We start from the raw sequence: 20,133 nt of genomic DNA, 5'->3' as shown, positions 1-20,133 counted from the left end.
AACTGGTAGTTATAACCTCATTGTCCCGAGAGTGTTGCGCGAGGAGCACTTCCTTGTGCCAGACCTGGTCCACGGCCACTTCGATGCCAGCAGTAATCCCGGTTATTCGCCAGAGAGCGACGCCGTGCTGAGGAATCTTGGCGATGACCGTCTCGCAGCTATGGAAGCGTACGGAATCACTCAGCAGGTGATCTCCGCGAGCATGCCAGGAGCCAACCATCTTGGATGGTGACGCCGGAATCAAGTTCGCCCACGCGACGAATAATCGGTTGGGCGAGGCAGTGCGCCAACATCCAGATCGCTTCGGTGGATTTACCCATCTGCCGATGCGCATACCTGAGGCGGCGGTAGACGAGCTGGAGCACTGTGTCCGAGACTTAGGGTTTCGCGGAGCAATGGTTAACCGCCTCAACGATGGCCGTTTTCTTGATGACGAGCGGTTCGCACCAGTGCTGTCGAAAGCAGTTGAGCTCGACGTGCCCGTCTACATCCGAACCTGCCGCCGAAGGCGGTGTATGAGAGTTACTATCAGGGCCTGCCAGGCCGAGCCGGTGCATTGCTTGCCTCTGGAATATTTGGCTGGCATTCGGAGACTGCAATTCATGTTTTACGAGTGGTGCTGGCCGGAGTATTTGATGAGCTACCCGGACTGACTGTGATCGTTGGGTATATGGGTGAGATGTTACCTTTCATGCTTGGTCGTATGGACGACGTGCTAATGAGTCGCGGTCTTGATCCGATCAGTGAGACGATCGTTGACAAGGGCTACATCACGACTTCCGGGATTTTTCATATATCGCCCTTCCTGAACGCATTGACTGTATTCGGGGCCGACAGAATCCTGTTTAGTGTGGACCACCCCCACAGCGCCAATGCGCCTGCACGAAAATTTCTTGATGCTCTCCCGTTGAGCCCAGCCGACAAAGTCAAGATCGCGCATGGGAATGCAGATCGGATTCTTAAACTGAATGTCCAAACGTGACGTTTGACCTTTATACAAGCTGCGTCGTGTAGATCGGCTTAAAAGTGATCAATGACCGGTTACATATCATCGAACGTGCGGCGTCTAGGGACCGGGATGTAGACGAAGGTAGTGATCGCGTGGCAGGGAATGCTTGCAATTGCTTCGTTGCTAAAGCGGCAGACATGGAAAGCGCGATGATTCGCAAATGGCGTATCCCGTCGATGTTGCGCGGTAGCGCTGCTTTTCGAAACCCGAATCAGACGCGAAATTTACCCAATTCGCATGCAGAAGCGTATCGACAGGTATTGTTTGACGAAGTGTTTCATAATGATACGTTGAGGTACTTGCGTGTCTTCCGAGCGATAGCATTGCACAAATAGAAAGGGGTCACCACGCATCCGATTGGCGCCCGTTTTTTCTGGCTCATTGAATGTACTACTGGCCAGATTGTGAGTTGCCGTTCGTCGAAGGGCCATACGATGCGTTGGCTTTACGAGCGGCGACGCGTGCTTCCACAGCTTGAATGTTCTGCGGGTAGTGCACCCAATCGCTTGGATCATAGCCGGCGGCGCGTAGTTGGACGAGTTCCCGCCGCACACCTGCCCTCGTTAGTGGTGCCTGTTGTTGCACCTGGGAATAAGAAACGCCGGGAAATCCGAGGATTGCGACGAGGGTCGCAGGGATAAGAAGAGCTTTCATAGGGTGTTGCCTCCGAACTCATGTGGATGAGGACGCTTAGGCGACCATTGCGATTAATGTAGGTACTCGATAAGGTAGGGTAAATACTGATATGGAAAATTCCGCGTTCTACTGGTGCAACAATCTCAAATCGAGATTCCCAGATGGCCAGCGAAAGGTTGCGCACGAATTGCGTTCTGTCTGGTCGGGGAAACAAGTCGAGTCGGCGATTCCGAGGGATGGCGATCTCTACTGCGCGCTTCTGCTGCTCTCCATCAATCGCTGTTAGGCCGCAGATCTATGGGCTTCACCTCAATGTTCCGACAAGGAACGCGCGCTGATGCCACCTCACTACTGTCGAAGTTCATGCACACGCGTTTCAGCGAGCAGGAAAGCGCCGCACACATGATCGCGTATGGCAGGTCGATGCAGGTCGTGTGCGGTCACGGGAAGTTGCGGCTAGTTACGGACGCGGCTCACGCGCCTCCTCGGTATGGGGCGTCAACTGCGAGGGGCACTGCTCAGGACGCGGGATGGAGAATGAGTTGACGGTGGTAGTCCAACCCATCGTTCCCTTCTCTTCTTGTGAAACTCACGTCTTGCTTCTCGAGCTATATCGGAAAACGTATGGACTAGATGTTTTCTTCATTTTACCGGGTATAGCCTTCGCATGTACATTGACTAAAGGGTCTACGAGATCGCCACGTGGCGGATGATGCACTCGATCCAAAAAGACTCCCAAAGGAGACGTTTATGACAAGCGACACTGCGGACGCATTGCGCGCAGCATACTACGAACGAATCGCCGCGCAGCAAATGTCGCCGCTATGGGAATCGTTGCACAACTTGGTGCCTAAAGCACCACAACCCAAGGCTCTGCCGGCCATCTGGAAGTACGCGCAACTGCGTGATCTTGTGGTGGAAGCAGGCTCTGTCATCAGTGCAGAAGAGGCGGTACGACGCGTTCTGATATTGGAAAACCCCGGCTTGCCAGGCAAGTCGAGCATGACGCCGAACCTCTATGCGGGACTTCAACTGATCCTGCCTGGCGAGATCGCACCGAGTCATAGACACACGCAGTCCGCGCTACGCTTCATCGTCGAAGGAGAAGGTGCCTGGACGGCAGTCAACGGCGAGCGCACAACGATGCATCCGGGCGATTTCATTATCACGCCGTCGTGGACGTGGCATGACCATGGTAATCCGTCTGTAGAAGACGGAGGTGAACCCGTTGTGTGGCTCGACGGGTTAGACATTCCGCTCGTCGCGCAGATGGATGCAGGCTTTGCCGAGAGCTATCCAGAGGCGACGCAGCCTTTGTCGCGCCCAGAAGGCGACAGTTTTGCCCGCTTCGGTCAAAACATGCTCCCCGTGCGCCATCGTGTGTCTGATCCCACGTCTCCGATCTTCAGCTATCCGTACGCGCGCAGCCGTGAAGCGCTTGATGCGTTATACCGTAACGGCGAACTCGACGAGTGGGATGGTGTCAAGTTGCGTTACGTGAATCCGGCCACAGGCGGCTGGCCTATGCCGACGATCGCGACGTTCATGCAGTACCTTCCGTCTGGGTTCAAAGGTCGCGCTTATCGCAGTACAGATGCGACGGTCTACTGCGTCGTGGAAGGTAAAGGCACCGTAAAAATCGGTAGCGGAGAATTCAATTTCGACGCACATGACGTGTTTGTCGCGCCTGCGTGGGCGTATGTCCAGTTGTCGGCGTCCGTTGAAAGCGTTGTGTTCAGCTACTCGGATCGTCCGGTTCTTGCTGCGCTAAATCTGTTGCGCGAAGAACGGGTTTAACTCAGCACCTTGTTATGGCCTGCCTCCCGGCGGCCCGCGTCATATTTTTTTACCTTTCGGCTCGAACTCATCATGGAATTTATTTTCCCGCCTGAAGCGCCTGTCGCTATTCCCGTTGCCGATACTGACGCTCGATTCGCGGTGCGCCGCGTCTACTGCGTCGGACGCAACTACGCCGCACATGCACGTGAAATGGGCTTCGATCCCGATCGTGAGCCACCATTCTTTTTTTGTAAGCCTGCGGATGCTGTCGTTCCTGTCGAATATGGAGAGACGCTCGAACTCGATTACCCGTCGCAAACAGTGAATTATCACTATGAGGCTGAACTCGTCGCGGTGATCGGAAAGAGTGGCAAGGATATTGTTCTTGCTGACGCTCTCAATCACATTTGGGGCTACGCAGTTGGCTTGGACATGACGCGTCGCGACCTGCAGATGAAAATGCGTGAGATGGGGCGTCCGTGGGAGATCGGAAAAGCGTTTGATCGCTCGGCACCGATCGGGCCCATTCATCCCGCAAGCGTAGTCGGGCACCTGGAACAGGCTGCACTATGGTTGGAAGTTGATGGTGAAACGAAGCAGAAAAGCGATGTGTCGCACTTGATATGGTCAGTTGCGGAGACGGTCGCGCATCTGTCGAGGTATTTCCAGCTCGAACCAGGCGATGTGATTTTCACGGGGACACCCGATGGTGTCGGTGCTGTGAAAAGAGGCGACACGATGACGGTCGGCATCGAGGGTCTCGGGGAAATCAGCGCGTCCGTGGCCTAGGGTACGAGACCTGCATTGTCTGGAGGATTTACAGGTGCAACTCCATAGCTTTTTCAATAGCTCGACTTCGTACCGGGTTCGGATCGCACTGGGGCTAAAAGGTCTCGACTACGCTACATTACCCGTGAACATTCGTATCGGCGAACACCGTGCTCCGGAGTATGTGGAAAATGTAAATCCGTCTGCATCGGTTCCCGTATTGGTCGACGGTGATTTTAGCCTTGGGCAGTCGCTTGCCATCATCGACTACCTTGATCAGAAGTATCCAGAGCCCCGTCTGATTCCACTTGAATCGCACATGCGTGCCCGTGTACTTGAATTTGCTACTGCGATTTCCTGCGACATCCACCCGATCAACAACCTGCGGGTGCTGCGTTATCTGGAAACGGAGATGGAAGTGACACCACAGCAGAAGAGCTCGTGGTATCGATACTGGATTTCAGAAGGGCTCGAGAGTGTCGAGCGCCAGCTTGAACGCGCTGATGCGGGTCCTTGGTGTTTCGGTTCAAAACCAACGCTAGCGGATGTGTGTCTCGTTCCGCAAATCGCGAACGCGCTGCGCATGGGATGCGACTTGACTGCATTTGAACGTTGTTTGGCGGCATACAAACATGCCTTGCAACATCAGGCATTCGATGCCGCGCAACCGCAGAATCAGCCAGATTACATCGCCTGAAACCGACAGTGGAGAAGCATGCGTTCATCCGGCGAGCGTGTAATGCCGGATTCGCATGCGTGGGAATGTGACCTCATTTGAGGCTTGATTGTTGGAATTCGCATTTAGCCTGTAGTGAATGGGCATCTTGAACAGCGCCTCCAATGCATGCCGACCCATGACATTAGCGGTGAAAAGTTGCTACTTGCGCTTCGCAGCGCATTTGAGCCACCTTGCAATATCGTTCCACATGCGGGAATAGGCGAGTTTTCGCAGTTCATCTTACGTCATTTCGGCAGACGCTCCAGTATAGAAAGGGTTATTTCATCGCTAAACGGTGCTCTCGATTGTGAGCCACCACGAGAAGTCAGGCGATGGCTGCAATTGACGCTGGAGTCGCTGGTTGGACAGTCGCCGACGATGTTGTGTGTGACGCGCGAAGCATTGCTCCGCGGACGGCGGATGACGCTGGCGGAGTGTTTCAAAATGGTACTTGGCATCGTGGCACGTGCGATCGACGATGAAGATTTTTGCGACGATCAGCGAGCCCAACTCGTCGACACGGACCGCACCCGGCGCTGGTCTCCAGAAATGCGTGTTGAAGTGCGACCTGAGCGCGTGCGGCATTTCCTGTCGCCGCTTTGGCGAAAGCATTCTCATCCATTGGCCAGCCTGGGAAATGAGCCAAGTGCTTGGTGAGTGGAAGTCTCGCTTTTTGCTGAAACCTCGACTCGTTCTTGAGAATGGCAGGAAGCTCAGATGTGACATTCCTCACGACGTAAGACAGTCGTACATGACGTTAGATAGGCAAGCGAAAGATCGTTGAAGCTTCCAGGGAGATGTGCAACCGATCGATTTTTGACTTGATCGTTGCTATTTCTCGGGACGTTCGTTGTCGCTTCTCCTTGTGACGCAATTCGCGTCCATGCATCAAACAGGAGTTCACCGGAATGATGAACACGACAAAGATTGACTTTGATTCACTGTTTGCTGGTATGCAGCAATGGTTGCCGTTTTTCTCGATTGGCCCCGACGCGTCACAGGTGGAAGAAACTTCAACCCAGGACACGGCAGTCAACGCACGACGTTTGCTCGAACTCGCGGGGCGATTTTACGCTCAGCTGTTTGGGTTGTGGGGGGGCGTTTTCGCCGACGCAAGCGGACCGGAGACAGTATCCGGAGGGAAAAATGATCGGCGTTTCGATGCCGATCAATGGAAGAAATACCCGCTATTCGATTACATACGTCAGTCATACTTGCTGACCTCGAAATCTCTGCTCGAGGCAGTAGATCTTGCGTGGCGAGATGATAGGTCCAAGGAGCAAATTCGGTTTGTTACGCGTCAGTTTATTGACGCATTGTCTCCGGCAAACTTTGCTCTGACCAACCCGGAAGTGCTGTCACTGGCGGTGGGAACAAACGGCGGAAACTTTTTGACTGGCCTGAAGAATTTTATGCAGGACGTGGAGAAAGGTGGAATTTCTCTGACACGCGACGCGGACTTTGACGTAGGAGGAAATCTCGCGAACACGCCGGGTGGGGTGATCTATGAGAACGATCTAATCCAGCTGATCCAATATCACCCCGTGACTGAGCACGTGAAGACCGTGCCATTGCTTATCGTCCCGTCGGTCGTTAACAAATACTACATCCTTGATCTGTCGCCAGAGGTGTCGCTAGTTCGATACCTGGTCTCTAAAGGCTTTACAGTATTCTTGATTTCGTGGCGTAACATCACGCCCGCTCTTCGAAAATTAACCTGGGATGATTACGTTGATACGGGAGTGCTGGGAGCGATCGACGTTGTACGGAAGATCTTCAAATGTGATCAGATAAACACAGTGGGTTACTGTCTTGGAGGTGCACTGCTCTGTAGTGCACTAGCGGTGCGCGCCGCGGAAGGTAAGCGGCCGGCTGCCAGCATGACCCTGCTGATGACGATCCTTGAATTCTCGGACCCGGGCGAGATCGGGGTCTATCTGGACCCAGCGTTCATGGCGCAGCGAGAGGCGATCTATGCTGGCGGAGGCATTGTTTCGGGTAAGGAGTTGACGATGGCTTTCTCGAGTCTACGCGCGAACGATCTGATCTGGTCATTCGTGGTCAACAACTACCTTAAGGGGAAGACGCCCGATGCATTCGACCTGTTCTACTGGAATACTGATGAAAGCAATCTGCCCGGGCCGATGTTTGCCTGGTACCTTCGCCATTGCTACATCGAGAACAAGCTGGTTGAGCCTGGTGGCTTGACAATGCTTGATACTTCCGTCGATCTTCGCCAAATCGGACTTCCAACCTACGTGTTTGCAGCTTCGGAAGACCATTTGGTGCCCTGGAAAACTGCGTACGGGAGTGTGAATCATCTGGAAGGAACGATTGAATTTGTGCTTGGGGGAGGTGGACACATCACAGGACCAATCAACCCGCCCTCGAAGAACAAGCGCCACTACTGGATCGGAGGGCGCGCGGGTGAAAATGCAGAGGACTGGCGTGCTTCTGCACAGTTTGAAAACGGCAGCTGGTGGCCGCATTGGGGTGAGTGGCTTGGAACACACTCGGGTAATGATGTTCTCGCGCCTTCCAAGTTGGGGAACTCACGATATAAGGAAATCGAGACTGCACCTGGACGTTATGCGAAGTCGCGAACAGGCGGAACAACGCCGCTTTGGTCGTGAACTCGCTAAAAATCGGGGTTTGATCTTCGCTATATCTAGCGTCAAGGGCGTCGCTCAATGACAACCTTGATTCGGCTGCATGCAACCTTCACCACGAATGGGAGGATGGCTAGATCCCTAGTGTTGCGGTATCGAACGGGCCACTCATGGTTACGGAGGTCTTCGCAAAGGAGGGGCGAACAATCTTATTCCAATGCACGGTCAATGCTCGACCGCCATGTCGCTGGCTCCGCGCAAGACACACGCCAACGACTTTTCACGTCAACGGATCTTTCCGTTCTCGCGTTGGAAGGCCCCGTTGAACAAAGCGCGAGAGGAAGATTCTTGTGTCACAACGTGTTGCATTTTCAACGGGCTAGAAAAACGCGCCTCCTGGATATGCGATCCCATCGCGCCCTATCTTTCACGAGGGGCACGGTAATGACAGACAGCATGAGTGTTTGGACCCCGCGGGCAACTGCACCAGATATCCGGGACGATTACCGCCATGAACGAGCTTGCTAAGTATGTTGCAGAAAGAAAACCCAGACATTGTTCAAGAAGATCTGTACCTGCCGCCGTCCGAGTCGGGCGTCCGGCTTCATTTGCGGCGGAAATACAATGCCGCACAAATAGCGCGGGACGGTGGACGTATTATTGTGTTCGTTCACGGTGCGACGTTTTCAGGGGTACCAGCCTTCGACGCACCGCTTCCCGGGGGCTCCTGGCTCGACTTTGCCGCCGGGCAGGGGCACGACGTTTATGCTCTGGATGTCCGCGGCTATGGCCTGTCAGCGTCGCCCGATTCTGATTGGGCCGGATGGAGAAGCGGTAAGCCGTATGCCCGTACTGTGGACGCGGAATCAGATCTGAGTGCTGCGGTCGACTTTATCCTTGATCGTACTGGCGCAGACCGTGTCGACCTCGTTGGCTGGTCATGGGGCACCACGATCTGCGGGGGATACTCAGCCAGGAATAGTCACAAGGTAAGGCGCCTTGTTATGTACGCACCCTTGTGGATCATGACCAATCTCGCTGGTGCCGACGTGCCGCTTGGGTTACCGCCGCTGACGTGGTTTCCGTGGGCGGGACCAATATTCCTTAAAAACCTTGAGGCATTTCGCGACGTTACGCTCGCCGAAGCACACAATAGTTGGTGTCGCGGACTAAATAAGGTAACAGCCAACGAGCCAATCTCGGGTGACTTGCTGGAGCGCTGGTGGGGAAGCGCAATTAGCAGCGATCCGATTGGAGCGATGCAGTCACCACCGGTGGTACGCGCACCAAACGGTGTGGTCGCTGATCTGGTGGAGTACTGGGCGTCCGGTGTTTCAACATATGACCCAGGCTCAATCCGTGTCCCCGTCTTGACCGTATTGGGTGAATGGGATTGTGATACGCCCCCCTACATGGCTCGTGAACTCTTTCGCCGCTTGACAGCAACCCCGTATAAGCGCCTGGAAATTCTCGGACGTGGCACGCATTCAATGTTGTTGGAGACGACCCGGTTGGAGTTGTATCGTCGAGTACAGTCATTTCTGACGGAAGAGGTGGCCTCTGCTCTTTGAGTGTTAGTCCATGGTGTTGCTCGCACGGAATCCGTACTCACGGACTTGCGTTGGATTCCGGCCAACTCATTGAAGCATCTTTGCGGTTAGTAGTTGAGAATCGCGACTTCGATTACACGTCAGCTTCTGTGTGTAGCCCACCGCGAAACGGGGACCGCACCGCAACGACGTAGCGACGGCAGTTAGCATCGATTTGGCGCAAGAAGTTCGCCTCACTGTGCGGCGCGCATATGGTGGAGCAAGCGCGCCGCGTTTGTAAGCACGAAGCTGAATCTGCTAAGGTCCGTGTCACCATAGCGACATCAGGTCGGTGGAAAGCATTCTTGCGGCGGGAAGTTGCAGTCTTGAAGAATCAATGCTCATCTCTCCCGCGCCAGACGCAGGCCAATAGCGTGGAGGATTGCAACGGCGATCCTTGGCGTAAGCGCGAAATGAAGGCAATGAGCCAGAAAATCTTGCCGGTCGCCGCTTTGCCCGTGTCCTGTTCTGCAAGGGGTACTTGTAGATGTTTTCCGCGTTTCTGCACATGACTGGCCCGCAACAGTCTGCTCTACGAGAACTCGGAAAATTGCGAGCGATTGGCTTACATGCTGCAGCGTCTGCTGGATGCCGTTCAAACCGATCTGAGGGAAACGGCGAAGGTCGAGCGTATGCATTGAAGGCCGTTGCCGTGTGCCCAACCTCGTCCAACCGGTACTACCGATCCTCAATGCATTGCTCGCGCGCGTGGCTGAGGTCGTTGGTGAAGTCAGGTGCACTGCCGGATCGGTCGGTGTCGCGTCCCGGCAGATTGTGGCCGGTAACACCGATCTATCCCAGCGCACTGAAGAGCAGGCGGCGTCACTGGAGGAAACCACTTGAAGCATGGAGCAGCTGACGGCCACGGTGCGTCAGAACGCGGACAACGCAAGGCAGGCCACTACGGTGGCGAACGCTGCGTCAGAAGCCGCGCTACGCGGCGGAAACGTGGTCGGACGCGTGGTCGAAACCATGCACGAAATTTCGGATAGTTCGACCAAAATCGCCGAGATTATCTCCGTGATCGAAGGCATCGCGTTCCAGACCAACATCCTCGCGCTCAACGCGGGGGTTGGAGGCAGCGAAGCATGGCCGTATACGAATTGTGCGGATCAGTTGAGCGTTTGAAGCATATCCATACTATAAGGTCTAAGGGGCTCGCCATTGCTAAGCCGCTTTACCCAATCGGGATTGGCGATCATTGCCCGACCGATTGCGATCACGTCGTACTCGCCGCGTTCAAAGCCGCTCAACAAGCGGTCGAGATTATCGACCGCTACACCGCCTTTCCCCAACATCATCTCGGTCAGGGAATTGCTGAGTGTCGCAGAGCCTACCGTGATAGTCGGTTTTCCCGTGATTTTCTTTGTCCATCCGGCGAGATTGAGGTCCGAGCCGAAGACGCCCTCCCAGTAGCGCCGCTCGGAGACATGGAAAGCATCTACGCCCGCTTCGGAGAGGGGGTTCACGATTGCAGCCCATTCGTCTGTCGTGTCGGCGAGTGTCGCAGCGTAGTCCTGCTGCTTCCAGGTCGATAGACGCAGCGTAATAGGGAAGTTGGGGCCGACGTGGCGCCTAATCTCCTGGATCACTTCAACGGCAAATCGCGTGCGGTCGGCGCGTCCGCCACCATATTGGTCTGTCCGCAGGTTTGTCTTCGACCAAAGGAATTGATCAATCAGATATCCATGCGCGCCGTGCACTTCGATCCCATCAAAGCCGAGGTCTTTAGCCAATCTGGCGGCTACGCCGTATGCCTCGATGATTTCATCGATCTCTTTCACGGTCGCCGCCGACCTCACTTTAGCTAAGGGCTTGCCATCGCCACCGAGGATACCCGACGGGCCGACGCGACTTTCACCCGCGTCGTCATGGTCGAATACGCCGTCAGCCCCCGGTACTCGCGGCTTACGGACAAGTCCTACGTGCCATAGCTGCGGAAATATCTTGCCACCCGCGGCGTGTACCTCTTCAACAACCCGGCTCCAGCCTTTAATCGCATCTTCGCCATAGAACCGCGGCGCGTTTTGGTCATGTCCTGCGCTCCAATGTGGAATAAACGTGCCCTCAGTGATGATAAGGCCGACTCCATCCTCGGCGCGGCGGCGGTAGTAGCTTGCGACGTCTGCACCCGGAATACCGTTGGGCGACATCGCGCGAGTCATTGGCGCCATCGCAACGCGGTTCTTAAGGTCCAAAGTCCCGATACGCGTCGGCTGAAAGAGGGCGGCGAGACGTTGCTTGATGTCCATCACTACGCTCCAAAAAGGGGTCAACATAGCCTCGCTCCGTCGAGGTAGTCGGAGGGATTTTGATAATGCATCTATGTTGCATACGATATCGAGTATTGCGCAGCGTAAACTATAATGCAAGTATTATGATTGCATTTATGTTTTTGATGGTCGCGGATCCGTCCCGGAGGCAAGTCTATGTTTGATCTGAGATTTCCAACTTCGCTCCAGATAGTGCTGAGCGTAGCCTTGGCGGAGCGTGACGGCTTACGCTGTACCACTCAAGTGTTGGCAGCGGGCCTGAATATCAATCCGAGCGTCATCCGGAGTCTGCTCAAGCCGTTGAGAGAGAAACTCGTCATCGTTGAGACGACGGGGAAAGTCGGAGGCCTGTCACTCGGTTTGCCACACGATAAAAGTTCGTTATGGGATATATATTGAGTGGCAACATATGATAATGCAATATCTACTTTGCAACATGACGTCTCGGATCAATCACTCATCAACTCTCACTTCGACGATCTCTTCGCGGTTATCTCCGGTCGCGCGGAAAAAGCCATGATGGAAGTGCTTGCCAGGTATAACGTTACCGTCTGCCTGGAGACGGTCTTGAGCCTAGAACAACTGATAGAAAATTTGCCTATCGACGACTACGGTTTTACCATGAGGTTGCTGCATTAGCAGGGGCGAAGTACGGACTTGCTTCGAGGCTCAAAGGTACTCGTTACTGGCGTGTCCACGTTTCAGCGCACGCGACGGAAGACAGTGCAACTTTTCCTCGTCGATTCAACGGAGCGTGCCAGACTCAAAAATTCGATGGCTTAAAACATGGACTCAGAAGGTTGCAAGGCCAATAACCTCCGAAGGCTTTGGGATGTGTGTCATCTTTTCATATGAGGGACCGCGAAAGCACGAAGACTTTCCAATGCTAAGGCCACAGCCGCGCGATTGACGTTTTCTGCGTGCCAGTAGACAGACACGGAGCCGAAACCTTCAAGCTCAATCGGTAGAATACGAAGCGCGCTCAATTGCTCGAAGCGCAGCGCGGCCCGATGTGACGCAACACCCACCAGGTTCGTGTTGTTCAGTAGCGTTAGATTGAGAATTGGTGAGTTCGATTCGATGCAGTGGCCGGGCAGTGTGCGTCCCGCAGCAGCGAGCGCTGCTTCCATCGCATTGCGCACGGGCGTGTCTTGCGGCCATACAATCCACGAGTACATCAGGACATCATCCCAGTCGAGGTCGGCTTTTACCGCGAGCGGATGATCGGAGCGGGCGACGAAATTGATCGGCTCCGTATAGAGCGTTTCAATCTGCAATTGAGGATCATCGTACTGCTGACCTGAGCGACCGACGACAATGTCTAGTTCTCCGCGCGCGAGTTGAGGCATCAACTGATTCATCGTGCTTTCGACGAGCCGCACTTGCGCTTTCGGCATGCGCTCGAGTAGCCGAGCCACGGCAAGCGGAACAGTATCCGCAGACGATACCCCTGATGTGCCGATAGTGACCAGGCCGCTGCCGCCCTCGCGCAGCGCCTGCATGTCATCGCGAGCGGTGTTAAGACTTGCGTCGATACGGCGTGCATGTTCTATCAGCGCTTCGCCATACGATGTCGGCCGCAGGCCGCGCGCATGCCGCTCGAACAGCGGCAGTCCGATATCTTCTTCGAGCTCCTTCAGCCATTTCGACAGCGCTGGTTGCGTCGTGTTGAGCGCCGCCGCCGACTGGCTCAGATTGCCGGTGCTGGTGAGACTCAGCAGCACCTGAAGTTGCCTCAGACGCAAGCGGTAAGTCCAGTCCATCGCGCAGTCCTCTCGTCACGGTTTCGATGTTGGTTTTTTCATCCGCACATTCGAAATCGCATGAATTAGATAATCTCGCCATCTTACTGGGCATAGTGAGGTCGCACATGACTCAGTGTGCGAGACCTAATGAGAGGAAGCGACTAGCTACCCAACCTGTACCGCGATGGAGCAGAGAGGAGCCGAATGGGTAACTATCCGGGCGGATTGCGCACAGTTTCTTATCAGCAGAATTACCAAACTCGCGTGTTATCGCCTTAGGAATCGGTACACAAGCTCGCGCGGAAAGTGCCGGGATCGAAGACATTGCCGTGGTATGGGAGTAGGCGCAGTCCACGACCTTGTGATGCGGGCTGGCACCCTGATCAGCGCCGAAGAGGACGGGCGCCGCGCGCTCGTGCTCAGAAAGCTGGGCCGACCCGGTGAGTCGAGTACGAGTCGAATCCAAGTCGGACTGGAACTGATCCCGTGCAGCAAATCGCGCCGCCACACGCAGTCGACGTTGCGCTTCATCTTGGAAGGCTCGGACGCGTGGACTGCGACGGCAATCTGTGCGTTGAACGGGAGGGCGTAGGGTCCGATGGTCCCGATTGCACGCTCGTCATGCAGGTGGATTCCGGTTTCGCTGGATCCTTTCATGAGGCGACGGGGTTGGTCTCGTGTTTCGAATGCTATGCTCGCTTACTGCGTAACGTCTTCACGCGCCGACGCGTCTGCTCGTGGATTCCTGCCTGTCGACGGCAGGAGGGAATACGTGCCAGGCGCCGTCGCCGTGTCGAAAAAAGTACAGAATGCGCGCACCAGAAGCGGATGACGTCTCGACGCAGACAAATCGCGTCCCGAGCCAACGTGTACGGCCGAACTCAATCGCACGAACTGTCGAAGTGGCCGCCGGGGCGAGCCATTTGTCAACCTGATACCGTAATGACTTGCTGCTCGCATTCTTCATGATAGGGGTCCAGTAATCCAAGGCACCCAACAGATCAATCGAGTTCGTCACCCAGTACCGATGACTTTTCGTGGGCATCTTTGGTGACTTCAGGTGACAAGATGGACGAAGGTTCATCACGCAATTCGGCAATGACAGATCATTACCGAAATTCAAGCTCCAGGGGCGTCGGCATGGTAGCGGATTCTCCCTGTGGACGACTCAGCATATCGAGCGTCCAAGACGCCTGTTGTCTTTCCCACCCAGCGGGTGACCGAGGGTGGGAGAAACAGTTTAGTTTGGCCAACTGCCTTCCAGCGGAGGCGACATGTGGCGTTCCACACCCTGTTCAGGCTTGCGGTCAGTCAGGATCGGAATGACGTCTCGGAAGGCGCGCCGAATACGGGTTTCGGGGTCCGTCCAGACATCAATGATGTAGCTGCCTTCGGAGGCGATCGCCCGTTCAAGAGCCGGACCGATGTCATCGGGGTTTGTAACTTTCTCTCCGTCGACTCCGAGCGAGCGCGCCAAACTGACGAAATCGGTGGTTTCAGGGACGTCAACCCACGGATTCTGGATGCCCCAAAGTTTCATGCCCTGGCGATTCGCGTACAGGCAGTGATTGTTGTCAATGATGACGATGACCTTAATGTTCTGCTCGGCCAGCGTCGACAGTTCCATAGCGTCATAGTAGAACCCGCCGTCGCCGTGATAGCACACTACCGTGCGCTCCGGCGCAGCCATCTTGGCGCCAGCGGCGATCGACAGGCCTGCACCGAGAGACTGGTAACGGCCGCCCACAATCATTGGTGTCGACTCTGCATACTGAAACGCGCGATACAGCATGTATGCCTGGCCACCGGAGTCACCCACAACAATCGTGCCCTTCGGGAGGGTGTCAGCCATCTTCTTCAGCAGGTGATACTGGTTGATCGGGCTACCGCCTTCCTCACTCAATCCGTCAAGGTATTCGAGCCATTCGCGTTGCCCTTGTGCCACTTGCGCACGGCGAGCCTTCGCGACTTCCGGGGTCGTCAAGGGTGTCGTTGCCGCAGCCTCAGTGAGCTGCTCGAGGATGACCTTGGCGTCTGCCGTTACGCCGAGAGACGGCTGGAACAGTTTGCCGAGCTGGTTGGGGTCGATATCAATGTGAATGACGTTTTCCGGCTTGGTCATATTCCACGCACCGGTTGTCATCTGCGAGAAAGTGGTGCCGATTGCGATCCACAGATCCGCCTCTTGCACCATCGTGTTCGCACCGACCCACCCGAACGAACCGACAACACCACCAAAGAGGGGATGGTTGTCGGCAAGTAGGCCACGGCCGCCCCAGGATGTACTGACCACGGGGACGTTCACCGCCTCGGCAAATGCTTGCAACTGAGCCGCGGCGCAGGCATGTTGCACGCCAGCACCGGCCAGGATTACTGGGCGCTTTGCCGTGCGAAGTGCAGAAAGGATTTTTTCGATGGTCGATGCGCTCGTGCCCGGTGGCTCGGGCAGAGTCAGTGGCTCGACAGCGCAATTTGTCTCGCTGATCAGCACCTGAAACGCAAAATCGAGGACGCTGGCGCCCGGGCGACCGGTACTGGCCGAAATGACCGCTTGACGGATTGCGAGTGGAGCATCGTCTGAAACAACGAGCTTACGAGCGTATTTGGCGAGCGGCTTCATCGCAGCGAAAACTTCGGTCGAGTCTTGCAACCCTTCCCGCAGATCAAGCGCGCTATCGAGGCTGACATAGGTCAAAACCAGCGGCGTGCTGTCGGTCTTCGCAGCAAGTGCAACGGGACTCGCATGCAGAATGCCAACACAGTGGAACAGGCATGCCGAAGCTGCGCGACCTTTGATCCGGTTATAGCCGTAAGACATCCATGCGCAGGCAATCTCTGTGCGGGCGTTCATGTTCCGCATGCCTGTGGTAGCAATTTCGTGAATCAGATTACCGGTTCCGCCGCCACTGTAACCAAAAACGACCTCGATATTTGCAGCGTGCATGGACTCAACAATTGCTGCGGCTCCCGTACGGGGCACGGGGATCTTGCTTGCAGGTATAACTTCGGTCGTTGACGCCTTTGCGTCTAACGTTTCGGACATTTGTCTCTCCATTGTGGTTGAGGGTGAAGTGAAGCCTAAGGCGCATTTTGGTAGTTGCGCACTTGAGCGATATCTCAATCAGACCACTCACCCTTTAACCATGTCCATTAATTCAATCTGATCTTTCGATAACAGTTAGTGATACCGTCTCTAGATGGCCAGACCGGTCCCGCATTTGTCACAGAGATTTTGCCTTCGAAACCGACGAGTACCATCATCGACCCAGAAACTGCCCGCGTGTGGGCAGTTTGCAGTATTGATTTTGATGCTTATACAAGCTTCCGGTTCAGGTAGCGGGCTTCCCTCCAGATCCCCAAAGCTTCCTGAGCAGCCCGATCCGAGAAGCTGAGCAGCGTGGCCTCCTTTTCGCATCGATGCACTATCGGATGCCAACTCGGCGCTACAAATACGTCGCGTGGCTTCCACTTGATGCGGTGGCTGCCAATCTTTGTTTGGCCATGGCCTTCGACGACAGTGAAGACCGTGCTATCGGTCGACTGATACATAGCCGTCTCGAATTTTTCCGGAAACCGTTGGACGAATGCTGAGATTGTGGTCGTCGGCGCACCACCGGTGGTGGGGTTTATAAAGCGCACCTTATATCCATGACAGGCGTCTGGTTCACCGCCACGCGACATCACGCGCAGCGTTTCGTCGCTCCTCTCGTACGGGTAACGGAGAATCGGCGAAGTTCGATCGTCTGGTTTCCAGTCGACTGGAAGCATGTTATTTGAGTATCGTGCGGCGCTTTCGCACGGTGGTCGCAGCTTCTCCTGCGATATTGCTTTTGCCGATTCAGCAAACCCGCCGCTAAAGAAGGATGCGATAGGAATGTCCAGTCCATCGAGCCAAACCATGGGCTCTGTTTCATTCCCGTGTTCGTGCCAGCGCCAGCTCGGCGCAAGCAAAAAATCACCGGGATTCATTTCGACCCGCTCTTCGCCCGCAGTGGTATAGGCGATATCTCCCTCGATGACAAAGCGCACGGCAGACTGTGAGTGATGATATGCGCGAGCCACTTCGCCTGGCAAAACCAACTGGAAGCCGGCGTATAGCGTTTGAGTAACTGAGCCACTTCCCGGCAACCCAGGATTTTCCAGAATGAGAACGCGGCCCTCGGCTTCGTCTGCTGACACAATGTCACCAGCAGTGAAAATGTGCGGTCGAACGACACCGTCGTAATCCCAGTGAGCTGGAACGACGGATGGAGCAGGTGAGTTGGGGGACAGGATATGAGAACGTTGCCACAATGGAGATAAGTTATCTTTACTTATACGTTCATAGAATGACTTGTGCCGATCTTGTTTTGGGAACTCGCTAACAGTCATGTGCGGTCCTCGCGCAAGTACAACGTGGCATCGAGCGCTTGCATCTTGAGAAGCCCTTCGTTTTCGATGTGAGCGGACCGCTCAGTCCAACCATGTTCGAGGTCAATAAGCTGTTCCGGGTCGCCATATTGCTGGATTTGTTTCAATAGCGATTCAAAGTCGATTGTGCCGGCCCCAGGCTCAACCCGTCCCGGCATGTCAGCAAACTGGATGAGCCCAATGTGATGAAGTGCACGGCGATATGCAACATTGACGTCATCACCCATCTCGAAGACGTGCCCTGTGTCAAATATGAGTTTTACGGCAGAATGCCCCACACGATCGAGTAGTGCTACGGCCTGTTCTGTATTCGTGAGGAGCATACCGGGTAGGGCGACCATATGTTCGATCCCGATAACGAGTCCTGCAGCGGCGGCGCGGTCTCCGGCTCGGCGGAGGTTTTCAACAGCAGCGTTTTCCTGCGCCAGGCGGCTCTCGCCTTCGTTTTGCTTGAGTAAAACCGCAAGCATCGGTGCACCAATATCGACAGCCAGGGGGACAGTGCGAGCGAGATGCGATTCAATTTCGTCCCATCCGTCCGGCTTTGTCCATGATGGGATCATTACCGCGTCGAGCGGAGCATAGACAATGCAACTCGAGCGGAGCCCGAAGTGCTGCAGTGCGGCCTTAAACCGTGATACATCATGTTTGGAGCGCTCCACGGCCCATGGGAAGAGCACCCCGGCCAATCCCTTATGTGCAGCGAATTCCACGTGATCCCACGGATCCGAACTGGATACACTTTCGCGAAACAGGGGGTCATCGGGATGCAGATAGCCAAGATGTGAAGTGTATTTCAGGTTCCATCGGCTGCTCATGCTCGATACTCCCGCTTGATTGCGTCTGCGACCTTTTCAGCGGCCATGATGACTGGAAGATTGGTTCCCGCTGCCATCAGCGTGGGGAAAATTGACGCATCGACTACCCGCAGGCCGCTTACACCGATCACACGACAGTTGGAGTCGACGACTGCTTCAGGGTCGTCGGGACTTCCCATGCGGCATGTTCCAGAGACATGGCCGCCCGGGAGCGTAGCCATTCGCACGGTATCTTCAATCATTTGCTTTCCGCTGCGCATCACGTCTGAGATAGGTGTTCCTGCCATTTCGAATGCCTTCTTGCGAGGGAGGCCGGGAGCTGCAAAGGCCGCGGCGCCGGCGATGCTTAGTGCCTGTGCTTTCCAGTTATCCTGCATCATCAGCAACGCAAGTGGCGTCATCGCGGGTAAGAAAGCAGCATTCACTAGACTAGCTACTTCTGGCTCCTGGACGAGGTCGGCCAGTGAAGAGAGGCCGTCCACCATGCGCCTGAGGTCTCTAGGGTCCTGAAGGAGGTTAAAGCGAATGTCGAGCGCGCCTTCGGGCGCGAGCTTGACGCTGCCTTGGGAGTAAACCTTGTTGATAATGAACATCAGGTTGGCCACCTGACGACCGAGAGGGTCCCGTGCAAGGTTGTTTGGTGTGCGCTCCCATACATTGAGAACAACGTCGGTTGAAGCTACTCCTTGTAATCCGGACGAATACCTGACGACGATAGGGCATGGCGGGAGTACATCGTTTCGCTGACGTCCCATCGACCGTAGATGAGCGCCAACGATCAGCATTGGATGATTCAGCAGATTGGAACCGACGCCAGCCAGGTTTTTCGCCACAGGGACGCCGGCGGCTTGTAACTGCTCAGCGGGCCCAATACCCGACTTCAACAGCAATGCGGGCGAATGCAGAGCACCGCTGCTGACGATTGTTTCGCGGGACCAGATCGCGCGGGATTGTTCCCCTTCGCCGATGATTACACCGGTAACCTGTGGTCCATCCATAAGCAGTCGAGAGGCGGCGGTTCCTGTCTCAATACGCAAGTTGTCCCGTTTGCGTACCTCAGGAGTGAGATATGCAGCAGCCGCGGAAAGCCTATGTCTGCCGACCATATTGATTGGCACGGAACCGTAGCCGTCACCTGCCTGTCCATTCAAGTCTTCGATATAGCTGATTCCGCGTCGCTCGTATGTCGTAGCGACGGCCTTGGTAAGGCCACTCCAGTTGTCTGGGGGGACGCGCTGGAGTTGTAGCGGTCCGGACTTACCATGTTGCTCGTTATCAAAATCGCAGTCGGTCTCAAGCCGTTTGAAGTATGGCAAGACGTCCGCCCATCCCCAGCCTTGCACGCCGAAGTCGCTCCACTCTTCATAGTCCTCAGGCAAGCCACGTTGCGCGTGCATGCCGTTGATGGCGGAGCCACCCCCCAAGATCTTTGCCTGGCCGAATGGCAATGGTCCAATGCCGTTCTGGCTATACTCGGCGCTCAGATCTGGCCAGAGAAAACGCGAGTCGTTCAGTGTGCGAAAACGCGCATCCTTTACAGCGACAGGCTCGACATCTTGTCCAGCCTCGACAAGTGTTACGCGCACGGCGGGATCTTCCGATAGACGACTTGCAAGGACGCAACCGGCTGAGCCGCCTCCAATAATCAGATATTCACAATCGTGTAACTCTCGTTTATTCATGTGTTGCCTCACCTGAAGTGAGGGATGCGGAGTCGCAACCGGGGAGAGTTGCGGCTGGCCGGTCGAAGCGAATGATACTCATGTGAAAACGTCTCCT

General features: G+C 55.3%; 15 protein-coding genes and 2 pseudogenes. 10 read left to right on the top strand and 7 right to left on the bottom strand.

From position 1 onward, the window contains the following. Nucleotides 1-221: 221 nt before the first annotated feature. Both C2L65_RS47425 and C2L65_RS44985 read left to right on the top strand, forming a co-directional pair. Nucleotides 222-437, top strand: a pseudogene (locus C2L65_RS47425) (amidohydrolase family protein); the annotation flags it as partial. Between the two features lie 74 nt (nucleotides 438-511). Next, nucleotides 512-982 (top strand): amidohydrolase family protein, encoded by a 471-nt coding sequence (locus tag C2L65_RS44985; RefSeq protein WP_158660447.1) that lies wholly within the window; start codon nucleotides 512-514, stop codon nucleotides 980-982. 417 nt (nucleotides 983-1,399) lie between these two features. On the opposite strand, the gene C2L65_RS44980 is transcribed toward C2L65_RS44985, so the two are convergent. Further along, nucleotides 1,400-1,663 (bottom strand): DUF4148 domain-containing protein, encoded by a 264-nt coding sequence (locus C2L65_RS44980; protein ID WP_081921416.1) that lies wholly within the window; start codon nucleotides 1,661-1,663, stop codon nucleotides 1,400-1,402. A 732-nt stretch (nucleotides 1,664-2,395) separates the two neighbouring features. On the opposite strand from C2L65_RS44980, the gene gtdA reads away from it, so the two are divergent. The 7 genes and pseudogenes from gtdA to C2L65_RS44940 all read left to right on the top strand — a co-directional run. Beyond that, nucleotides 2,396-3,442 carry a gentisate 1,2-dioxygenase gene (gene gtdA / locus C2L65_RS44970; RefSeq protein ID WP_042314880.1) on the top strand — a complete coding sequence of 349 codons (1,047 nt, stop codon included), beginning with the start codon at nucleotides 2,396-2,398 and terminating at the stop codon, nucleotides 3,440-3,442. A gap of 72 nt (nucleotides 3,443-3,514) precedes the next feature. After that, nucleotides 3,515-4,213: a fumarylacetoacetate hydrolase family protein gene (locus C2L65_RS44965; protein WP_042314881.1), complete on the top strand. Its 699-nt coding sequence runs from the start codon at nucleotides 3,515-3,517 to the stop codon at nucleotides 4,211-4,213. Between the two features lie 34 nt (nucleotides 4,214-4,247). Continuing rightward, entirely contained in the window at nucleotides 4,248-4,889 is a 642-nt protein-coding gene (gene maiA / locus C2L65_RS44960; RefSeq protein WP_042314882.1) for a maleylacetoacetate isomerase, read from the top strand. Nucleotides 4,890-5,036: 147 nt separating this feature from the next. After that, complete coding sequence (locus tag C2L65_RS44955) at nucleotides 5,037-5,567, top strand: enoyl-CoA hydratase/isomerase family protein (protein WP_081921424.1); 531 nt, start codon at nucleotides 5,037-5,039, stop codon at nucleotides 5,565-5,567. Between the two features lie 251 nt (nucleotides 5,568-5,818). Further along, nucleotides 5,819-7,543 carry a PHA/PHB synthase family protein gene (locus tag C2L65_RS44950; RefSeq protein ID WP_052427015.1) on the top strand — a complete coding sequence of 575 codons (1,725 nt, stop codon included), beginning with the start codon at nucleotides 5,819-5,821 and terminating at the stop codon, nucleotides 7,541-7,543. Nucleotides 7,544-8,049: 506 nt separating this feature from the next. Next, on the top strand, nucleotides 8,050-9,090 hold the full coding sequence (locus C2L65_RS44945; protein ID WP_042314884.1) for an alpha/beta hydrolase: 1,041 nt from the start codon (nucleotides 8,050-8,052) through the stop codon (nucleotides 9,088-9,090). Nucleotides 9,091-9,876: 786 nt separating this feature from the next. Then, nucleotides 9,877-10,197 (top strand): annotated as a pseudogene (locus tag C2L65_RS44940) (methyl-accepting chemotaxis protein); the annotation flags it as partial. Between the two features lie 23 nt (nucleotides 10,198-10,220). Here the strand turns inward: C2L65_RS44940 and C2L65_RS44935 are convergent. Next, nucleotides 10,221-11,387, bottom strand: coding sequence for an NADH:flavin oxidoreductase (locus tag C2L65_RS44935; protein ID WP_233446747.1), 1,167 nt, complete (start codon nucleotides 11,385-11,387; stop codon nucleotides 10,221-10,223). Nucleotides 11,388-11,537: 150 nt separating this feature from the next. Here C2L65_RS44935 and C2L65_RS47420 point away from each other — a divergent pair, with 150 nt between their 5' ends. Then, nucleotides 11,538-11,780, top strand: a complete 243-nt coding sequence (locus C2L65_RS47420) for an Rrf2 family transcriptional regulator (RefSeq protein ID WP_052427016.1) — start codon at nucleotides 11,538-11,540, stop codon at nucleotides 11,778-11,780. Between the two features lie 440 nt (nucleotides 11,781-12,220). On the opposite strand, the gene C2L65_RS44920 is transcribed toward C2L65_RS47420, so the two are convergent. The 5 genes from C2L65_RS44920 to C2L65_RS44890 all read right to left on the bottom strand — a co-directional run bounded on the left by C2L65_RS44920 (nucleotide 12,221) and on the right by C2L65_RS44890 (nucleotide 20,036). Further along, nucleotides 12,221-13,144, bottom strand: a complete 924-nt coding sequence (locus tag C2L65_RS44920) for a LysR family transcriptional regulator (protein WP_042314887.1) — start codon at nucleotides 13,142-13,144, stop codon at nucleotides 12,221-12,223. A 1,222-nt stretch (nucleotides 13,145-14,366) separates the two neighbouring features. After that, nucleotides 14,367-16,169, bottom strand: a complete 1,803-nt coding sequence (locus C2L65_RS44905; RefSeq protein ID WP_158660446.1) for a thiamine pyrophosphate-binding protein — start codon at nucleotides 16,167-16,169, stop codon at nucleotides 14,367-14,369. A 269-nt stretch (nucleotides 16,170-16,438) separates the two neighbouring features. Then, nucleotides 16,439-17,497: a cupin domain-containing protein gene (locus C2L65_RS44900; RefSeq protein WP_042314891.1), complete on the bottom strand. Its 1,059-nt coding sequence runs from the start codon at nucleotides 17,495-17,497 to the stop codon at nucleotides 16,439-16,441. Beyond that, complete coding sequence (locus C2L65_RS44895) at nucleotides 17,494-18,354, bottom strand: sugar phosphate isomerase/epimerase family protein (protein ID WP_042314892.1); 861 nt, start codon at nucleotides 18,352-18,354, stop codon at nucleotides 17,494-17,496. Before C2L65_RS44895 ends, C2L65_RS44900 begins: the two co-directional genes overlap by 4 nt. Further along, nucleotides 18,351-20,036, bottom strand: coding sequence for a GMC family oxidoreductase (locus tag C2L65_RS44890; protein WP_042314893.1), 1,686 nt, complete (start codon nucleotides 20,034-20,036; stop codon nucleotides 18,351-18,353). The genes C2L65_RS44895 and C2L65_RS44890 overlap by 4 nt, the downstream gene beginning before the upstream one ends. Nucleotides 20,037-20,133 lie beyond the last annotated feature (97 nt).

Origin of the sequence: Paraburkholderia terrae (assembly GCF_002902925.1) — a bacterium.
Classification (GTDB): domain Bacteria; phylum Pseudomonadota; class Gammaproteobacteria; order Burkholderiales; family Burkholderiaceae; genus Paraburkholderia; species Paraburkholderia terrae.
The sequence above is the reverse complement of the archived record's forward strand: the minus strand, read 5'-3'. Positions and strand labels throughout refer to the sequence as shown.